Source organism: Streptomyces sp. NPDC059582 (assembly GCF_042735715.1).
Taxonomy (GTDB): Bacteria; Actinomycetota; Actinomycetes; order Streptomycetales; family Streptomycetaceae; genus Streptomyces.
This window is the reverse complement of the sequence record NZ_JBHWCC010000081.1, coordinates 23,892-30,848: the sequence shown is the minus strand read 5'-3', so window position 1 is coordinate 30,848 and position 6,957 is coordinate 23,892. Positions and strand designations below refer to the sequence as shown.

6 protein-coding genes and 1 pseudogene are annotated in these 6,957 nt (G+C 69.7%); 4 read left to right on the top strand and 3 right to left on the bottom strand.

Annotation, left to right across the window (positions count from 1 at the left end):
* The 3 genes and pseudogenes from ACFV0T_RS39535 to ACFV0T_RS39525 form a co-directional block, all read left to right on the top strand.
* Positions 1-714: thiamine pyrophosphate-dependent enzyme (locus ACFV0T_RS39535; RefSeq protein WP_385789989.1), on the top strand; the 714-nt coding region annotated here is incomplete at its 5' end.
* Between the two features lie 142 nt (positions 715-856).
* A complete protein-coding gene (locus ACFV0T_RS39530) occupies positions 857-2,443 on the top strand; it encodes a methylmalonyl-CoA mutase (protein ID WP_385789988.1) in 1,587 nt (528 codons plus the stop codon).
* 13 nt (positions 2,444-2,456) lie between these two features.
* Positions 2,457-2,876 (top strand): annotated as a pseudogene (locus tag ACFV0T_RS39525) (cobalamin B12-binding domain-containing protein); the annotation flags it as partial.
* Positions 2,877-3,084: 208 nt separating this feature from the next.
* Here ACFV0T_RS39525 and ACFV0T_RS39520 read toward each other — a convergent pair.
* The 3 genes from ACFV0T_RS39520 to ACFV0T_RS39510 are packed head-to-tail and all read right to left on the bottom strand — an operon-like array spanning position 3,085 to position 5,523.
* Positions 3,085-3,873, bottom strand: a complete 789-nt coding sequence (locus ACFV0T_RS39520) for an ABC transporter permease (protein WP_385789986.1) — start codon at positions 3,871-3,873, stop codon at positions 3,085-3,087.
* Positions 3,870-4,832, bottom strand: coding sequence for an ATP-binding cassette domain-containing protein (locus ACFV0T_RS39515; RefSeq protein ID WP_385789984.1), 963 nt, complete (start codon positions 4,830-4,832; stop codon positions 3,870-3,872). Before ACFV0T_RS39515 ends, ACFV0T_RS39520 begins: the two co-directional genes overlap by 4 nt.
* A gap of 25 nt (positions 4,833-4,857) precedes the next feature.
* Complete coding sequence (locus tag ACFV0T_RS39510; RefSeq protein WP_385789983.1) at positions 4,858-5,523, bottom strand: DUF4097 family beta strand repeat-containing protein; 666 nt, start codon at positions 5,521-5,523, stop codon at positions 4,858-4,860.
* Between the two features lie 1,071 nt (positions 5,524-6,594).
* Here ACFV0T_RS39510 and ACFV0T_RS39505 point away from each other — a divergent pair.
* On the top strand, positions 6,595-6,915 hold the full coding sequence (locus ACFV0T_RS39505) for a hypothetical protein (protein ID WP_385789981.1): 321 nt from the start codon (positions 6,595-6,597) through the stop codon (positions 6,913-6,915).
* The last annotated feature ends 42 nt before the right edge of the window (positions 6,916-6,957 follow it).

Here is a 6,957-nt window from a genome sequence, read left to right as displayed (position 1 = left end):
GGCAACCACCTGATCCACGCCCTGCGCCGCAACGTCAACCTGAAGATCCTGCTCTTCAACAACCGGATCTACGGCCTGACCAAGGGCCAGTACAGCCCCACCTCCGAAATCGGCAAGATCACCAAGTCGACGCCGATGGGCTCCCTGGACGCCCCCTTCAACCCCGTCTCCCTGGCCCTCGGCGCCGAAGCCTCCTTCGTGGCCCGCACGATCGACTCCGACCGCAAGCACCTCACTGAGGTCCTGCGGCAGGCCGCCGCGCACCCCGGCACGGCACTGGTGGAGATCTACCAGAACTGCAACATCTTCAACGACGGCGCCTTCGACGTCCTCAAGGACAAGCAGCAGGCCGCGGAAGCCGTCATCCGCCTCGAGCACGGACAGCCGGTCACCTTCGGCGCCGAGCACGCCAAGGGCGTCGTACGGGATCCCGCCACCGGCGACCTGACCGTGGTCCCGGTGACGGACGCCAACCGCGACCGGATCCTGGTCCACGACGCCCACGCGGCGTCACCGACCACCGCCTTCGCCCTCTCCCGGCTCGCCGACCCCGACACCCTCCACCACACCCCGATCGGCGTGCTGCGCGCGGTGCGACGGCCGGTCTACGACACGCAGATGGCCGACCAGCTCGACGCCGCCGTCGAACAGCACGGCAAGGGTGACCTGGCCGCCCTGCTGGCCGGGGGCGACACCTGGACCGTCGTCGGCTGACGCCGGCCCCCGCCGCACGGCGGGCCGCACCTGCCCTGCCGGGCCGCTGTCGCGGCCACGGCGGCGCAGCGCCTTGACGCACGTGACGCAGAGGTCCATCCGCGCACGCGAGAGCAGCGAGCGCCTCGGGAAACGGGAAACAGTGGATCACACCAGAACAGGCGAGTCGGGGCTGCCCATCGAGCCGGTGTACGGCCCGTCGGCTCTGGCGGGCTGGGACCCGGACCAGCAGCTGGGCGAGCCGGGCGGGTATCCGTTCACGCGCGGGGTCTACCCGTCCATGTACACCGGCCGCCCGTGGACGATGCGCCAGTACGCGGGCTTCGGCACGGCGACCGAGTCCAACGCCCGCTACAAGCAGCTGATCGCGAACGGCACGATGGGCCTGTCCGTGGCGTTCGACCTGCCGACCCAGATGGGCCACGACTCCGACGCGCCGATCGCCAGCGGTGAGGTCGGCAAGGTGGGCGTGGCGATCGACTCGATCGACGACATGCGCGTGCTGTTCGCCGGGATCCCGCTGGACCAGGTCTCCACGTCGATGACCATCAACGCCCCCGCCGCGGTGCTGCTCCTGCTCTACCAACTGGTCGCCGAGGAACAGGGGGTGGCGGCCCACCGGCTGACCGGCACGATCCAGAACGACGTGCTGAAGGAGTACATCGCGCGCGGCACGTACATCTTCCCGCCCAAGCCCTCCCTGCGGCTGATCGCGGACATCTTCCAGTACTGCCGGGCCGAGATCCCGAGATGGAACACCATCTCGATCTCCGGCTACCACATGGCCGAAGCGGGCGCCTCGCCCGCGCAGGAGATCGCCTTCACCCTGGCGAACGGGATCGAGTACGTACGCACCGCCGTGGCCGCCGGCATGGACGTCGACGACTTCGCACCCCGCCTGTCGTTCTTCTTCGTGGCCCGCACGACCATCCTCGAGGAAGTCGCCAAGTTCCGTGCCGCACGCCGGATCTGGGCGCGGATCATGCGGGACGAGTTCGGCGCGAGGAACCCCAAGTCGCTGATGCTGCGCTTCCACACACAGACGGCCGGCGTACAGCTGACCGCCCAGCAGCCCGAGGTGAACCTGGTCCGCGTCGCCGTCCAGGGACTCGCGGCAGTCCTGGGCGGCACCCAGTCCCTGCACACCAACTCCTTCGACGAGGCCATCGCGCTGCCCACCGACAAGGCCGCCCGCCTCGCCCTGCGCACGCAGCAGGTCCTCGCCCACGAGACCGATGTGACGGCCACCGTCGACCCGTTCGCCGGGTCCTACGCCATCGAGAAGATGACCGACGACCTCGAAGCGGAGATCGTGGCGCTCATCGACAGGACGGAACAACTCGGAGGATCCGTGCGCGCCATCGAGCACGGCTTCCAGAAGTCCGAGATCGAGCTGTCCGCCTACCAGATCACCCGGGAGACCGACTCCGGCGAGCGCGTCGTCGTCGGCGTCAACCGCTTCCAGCTCGACGAGGAAGAGCCCTACGAGCCGCTCCGCGTCGACCCGGCCATCGAGGCCCGGCAGGCCGAACGCCTGGCCAAACTGCGCGCCTGGCGCGACCAGGTGGACGTCGATGCCACGCTCACCGCCCTGAAGAAGGCCGCCGAGGGCGACGACAACGTCCTCTACCCGATGAAAGACGCCCTGTATGCCCGCGCCACCGTCGGCGAGGTCTGCAACGCGCTGCGCGAGGTGTGGGGCACGTACGTCCCGACAGACGCCTACTGAGAAAGGATCCGCCATGCACCCTGCCCACAGGGGCGTCAGCGCCCCCATCCGGGTCGTCGTGGCCAAGCCGGGCCTGGACGGGCACGACCGCGGAGCCAAGGTCATCGCCCGGGCCCTGCGCGACGCGGGCGTCGAGGTCATCTACACCGGGCTGCACCAGACTCCGTGCCAGATCGTCAACACCGCCCTCCAGGAAGACGCGGACGGCATAGGGCTGTCCATCCTCTCCGGCGCCCACATGACCCTCTTCGCCCAGGTCATGGAGATGCTCAGGGAACAGGACGCCACGGACATCACGGTGTTCGGCGGAGGCATCATCCCCGCGTCCGACATCGGCCCGCTGCTCGCACTTGGGGTGGCGGCCCTGTTCACTCCGGGCACACCGACCCGGGACATCACCGACTGGGTGCACACCCACGTCCGCCGCGACGCCACGCCGCCCACCGGGACCGCGGGCGTGGCGGACGTGGCGAGCGTGAGGGTTCCGGGCCCCAGGCCGGGCGCGCTGCACTGACGTGCCGCGACGTGCCGCCCCATGAGCGAGGCGGCGTACTCCGGCGCGGTGCCGGAGTACGCCGCCTTCGGGTGGGCGCTGTGTGCGGGGCGGGTGCCGGGTGGTGGTCCGCGCGGTCACGGTGGCCCTACTTGGGGTCGCGCCTGAACGATGCCGTCGACCAGCGGTAGCCGAGCGCCGCGAGGCCGAGGCACCAGGCGACGGCGATCCATCCGTTGTTGCCGATCTCGGTGCCGAGCAGGAGTCCGCGCAGGGTTTCGATGGCGGGGGTGAAGGGCTGGTATTCGGCGATGGGCTGGAACCAGCCGGGCATGGCGTCGATGGGGGTGAAGGCGCTGGAGATGAGGGGCAGCAGGATCAGGGGCATGGCGCTGTTGCTGGCGGCTTCGGCGTTGGGGCTGGCCATGCCCATGCCGACGGCGATCCAGGTGAGGGCGAGGGCGAACAGGGCGAGCAGGCCGAGGGCGGCGAGCCATTCCAGGACGCCGGCGTCGGTGGAGCGGAAGCCGATGGCGACGGCGACGGCGCCGACGAGGACGACGCTGGCGATGGACTGGATGACGCTGCCGATGACGTGTCCGATGAGGACGGATCCGCGGTGGATGGCCATGGTGCGGAAGCGGGCGATGATGCCCTCGTTCATGTCGGTGGCGACGGAGACGGCGGCGCCGATGACGGTGGAGCCGATGGTCATGAGCAGGATGCCGGGGACGATGTAGGCGATGTAGGCGGAGCGGCCGCCGCCACCGCTGAGGCCGGCGCCCATCACGTTGCCGAAGATGTAGACGAACAGCAGCAGCAGCATGACCGGCGTGAGCAGCAGGTTGAGGGTGAGGGAGGGGTAGCGGCGGGCGTGCAGGAGGTTGCGGCGCAGCATGGTGGAGGAGTCGCGCACGGCGAGGGCGAGGGAACTCATCGGACGCTCTCCTTGGAGGGGTTCGGCTGGGCGGGGACGGTGGTGTCGGTGAGGGCGAAGAAGACGTCGTCGAGGTCGGGGGTGTGGACGGTGAGCTCGTCGGCTTCGATGCCGTGGGTGTCGAGGCGGTCGAGGAGGGTGCGCAGTGCGTGCTGGCTGCCGTCGCTGAGGATCTGCAGGGCGAGTGCCTCGTCGTCGCGGGCGGCGTCGGGCAGGGCGTTGGCGGCGGTCTGGTAGGCGGTGGGGTCGGTGAAGCGCAGGCGGACGTGTCCGCCGGGGATGAGGCGTTTGAGTTCGTCGGCGCTGCCGTGGGCGGCGATGCGGCCGTTGTTGAGGACGGCGATGCGGTCGGCGAGTTCGTCGGCTTCTTCGAGGTACTGGGTGGTGAGGAAGACGGTGACGCCGCCGGTGACGAGTTCGCGGATGATCTGCCACATGGTGTGGCGGGAGCGGGGGTCGAGGCCGGTGGTGGGTTCGTCGAGGAAGATGACGCGGGGGCTGCCGACCAGGGTCATCGCGATGTCCAGGCGGCGTTTCATGCCGCCGGAGTAGGTGGAGGCGGGCTTCTTCGCCGCCTCGACCAGGTCGAAACGCTCCAGGAGTTCGGCCGTGATCCGCCGTCCTTCCTGTTTGGGGAGGTGGTGCAGGTCGGCCATGAGGAGCATGTTCTCCTCGCCGGTGATCAGGCCGTCGACGGCGGAGAACTGGCCGGTGACACCGATCGCGGCGCGTACCGCCTGCGGGTCGGCGGCCAGGTCGCGGCCCGCGACCTGGGCCTGGCCGCCGTCGGCGGTGATGAGCGTGGAGAGGATCTTCACGGCGGTGGTCTTGCCGGCGCCGTTGGGGCCCAGCAGCGCGAACACCGAACCGGCCGGGACGGCCAGGTCGATGCCGGCCAGGACAATCTTGTCGCCGTAGGACTTGCGCAGCCCGTTCGCCGCGATCGCCAGGTCACTCATGGGGGATTGCTCCTTCTCGTCTTCGTCAGAGGCTGCGGGCGGTGATGTCGCCGTGGGCGGTGCTGGCGTGGATGGTCAGGCCGGCGCCGTCGGTGTTCTTGAGCGCGTTGTGGATGCGGCCGTAGGTGGTGCCGGCGTCCAGCGAGGCGGAGACGCCCGGCGCGGCGCCGACCGACACGTCCCCGGACTGGGTGCTCAGGGTGAGCGTGCCGCGCACCGCCTCGGTGATGCTGATGTCGCCCTTCTGGGTGCTGATCTCGGCGGGGCCGCCGAGGCGGCCGACGGTGACGTCACCGGCCATCAGGCTCAGCCGGGCGGCGGCGGCCTCGTCGAGCTTGACCGAGCCCTGCGCGCCCTCGAAGACGACCTCGCCGAGCCGTCCCACACCGCGCAGTTCGGCGCTGGCGGCCTTGGCCTGCACACCGGAACCGGCCGGGAGCTGGACGGTCACCTCGACCTCGCCGGAGGAGCCCAGGACCCGGTTCTTGGCCGGCGCGGCCTCGATCCGCAGCACACCGTCGCCGTGTACGACCGTGATCTGCTCGGCCGCCTTCACGTCACGGCTCTTGGACGCGTCCGCGGGCAGCACCTCGACCGTGGTGTCGGCCCGGTCGGCGGCGATGAACCGGATACTCCCGGCCGGGATGTCCAGGACGACGGAGACCGGGGCGGGGGTGTCGAACTTCTGCATCGTTCTCTCCTTCTGCTGCACCGCGGGCCCCTTCGGCCCGCCGTTTCCGTTGATGGAAAAGCTACGTTGCATTCACGACTCTGGCAACACGCCTGTTGCGTCCAATCGGCATTATTGCAGGTGGAGTTCGTTAAATCGTTGCAACGGTCTGTCGTCTAATGCAACAGACTTCATCGTGTTCGTTGCAATGTGCTGGAGGTGAACGCTAGGGGACGCCGCAGATCGCGATCCTGTCGGGAGGCGGGCTCACTCAGCGGGAACGCGGCCGGAACGCAACGGAGTTCGCGCTGCCTGACGGCAGGCATGGATGCGCGGAACGTCGACGCTGCCGAACACGCCCTCGGGAAGCGGGCCTTCGCCGAGGCTGTCGACAGCGCGAACGCCTGGCGCGCTCCAGCCGTTGTCCGTCACCGGTTCCAGCGCGTCGATCAGGTGCCCCGTGGAACCCGGGGGAGGCGCCGCGCCCAGGGGGAGTGCTGTCGCACGCGTTGCGGGCTCTCTCCGTAACCCCGCCTGCGGTGCGCGCAGTTCTCTCGCCTGCCGCTTGCCGGCGACCCGTACCTGAACACCTGCACCAGCTCCCCCTGCCCAACAGCTCCCGGAAACCGCCTCGTTGCATCCTGCCCGCTCCAACAGGCCTGGGCACCTGCACAAATCGGAAGGTTGTCTGCTGGATCGTGGCCGGCATGTCCGCGCTGTGGGCGGCTCGTCGGTGAGGCCCGGCCCCGGTCAGCCGGCGTTGTATTTCGCGGGGGAGCAGCTTCCTGAGGCGGAGAGCCGGGGCGTGGCGCTGTTGCCCTGGGAGGCGGCGGTGACCTAGCGCGTGCAGTTCCATCGGTTCTGCGGCGCCTTGGTGAGTGTCAGGTCCATCATGCCTGCTCGGAGGCGGTTTGCGGTAGGACGGAGCGCACGTCCGTTCGGACTTGTCGCGGGTGCTGGTCCGCCCGCAGACTCGTCGTCATCCACTCTCCGGCATCCGTGTCGGCATCCGTTCTCGGCTGCCGGCGCGTTCGCTGTGCTGTCTCGTCGTGCGACGGGTCGGGCCGGGGGTGAGGGAACGAAGGGGGATCGGTGGATCAGGAGATGGTGTTGCGGGCGAGGGTCAAGCTGCTGGGCGCCAACCGGCGGGTGGTGCGTGGCACCGAAGGGCTGTGGATCTACCGGCTGCTGACACAGGTCGAGCCGGAGGTGTACGGGTCGAAGCTGGCGTACGTCCTGGTGGAGGCCAGCGCCTCGGCGCTGGTGCGGGAGCTGCCCGGGCAGCGGCTGGCGCTGTTGGACGAGGCGGTGGCGGTGGCGACGGCCCTTGGCGCCGCGAATCCCTACCGGGACAAGGTGCTGTCGAAGGCTCTGGCCGCCAGGCGGGAACTCGACGGGCAGCAGGCGACGTAGCAGGAAAGCAGGACAGGCGGCGGTCAGGGCGGCGTGGAGGAC

Excerpts from the sequence above, each read along its gene's own strand:
- ACFV0T_RS39515 (WP_385789984.1), bottom strand. The coding sequence starts at position 4,832 with ATGAGTGACCTGGCGATCGCGGCGAACGGGCTGCGCAAGTCCTACGGC.
- ACFV0T_RS39510 (WP_385789983.1), bottom strand. The coding sequence starts at position 5,523 with ATGCAGAAGTTCGACACCCCCGCCCCGGTCTCCGTCGTCCTGGACATC.
- ACFV0T_RS39520 (WP_385789986.1), bottom strand. The coding sequence starts at position 3,873 with ATGAGTTCCCTCGCCCTCGCCGTGCGCGACTCCTCCACCATGCTGCGC.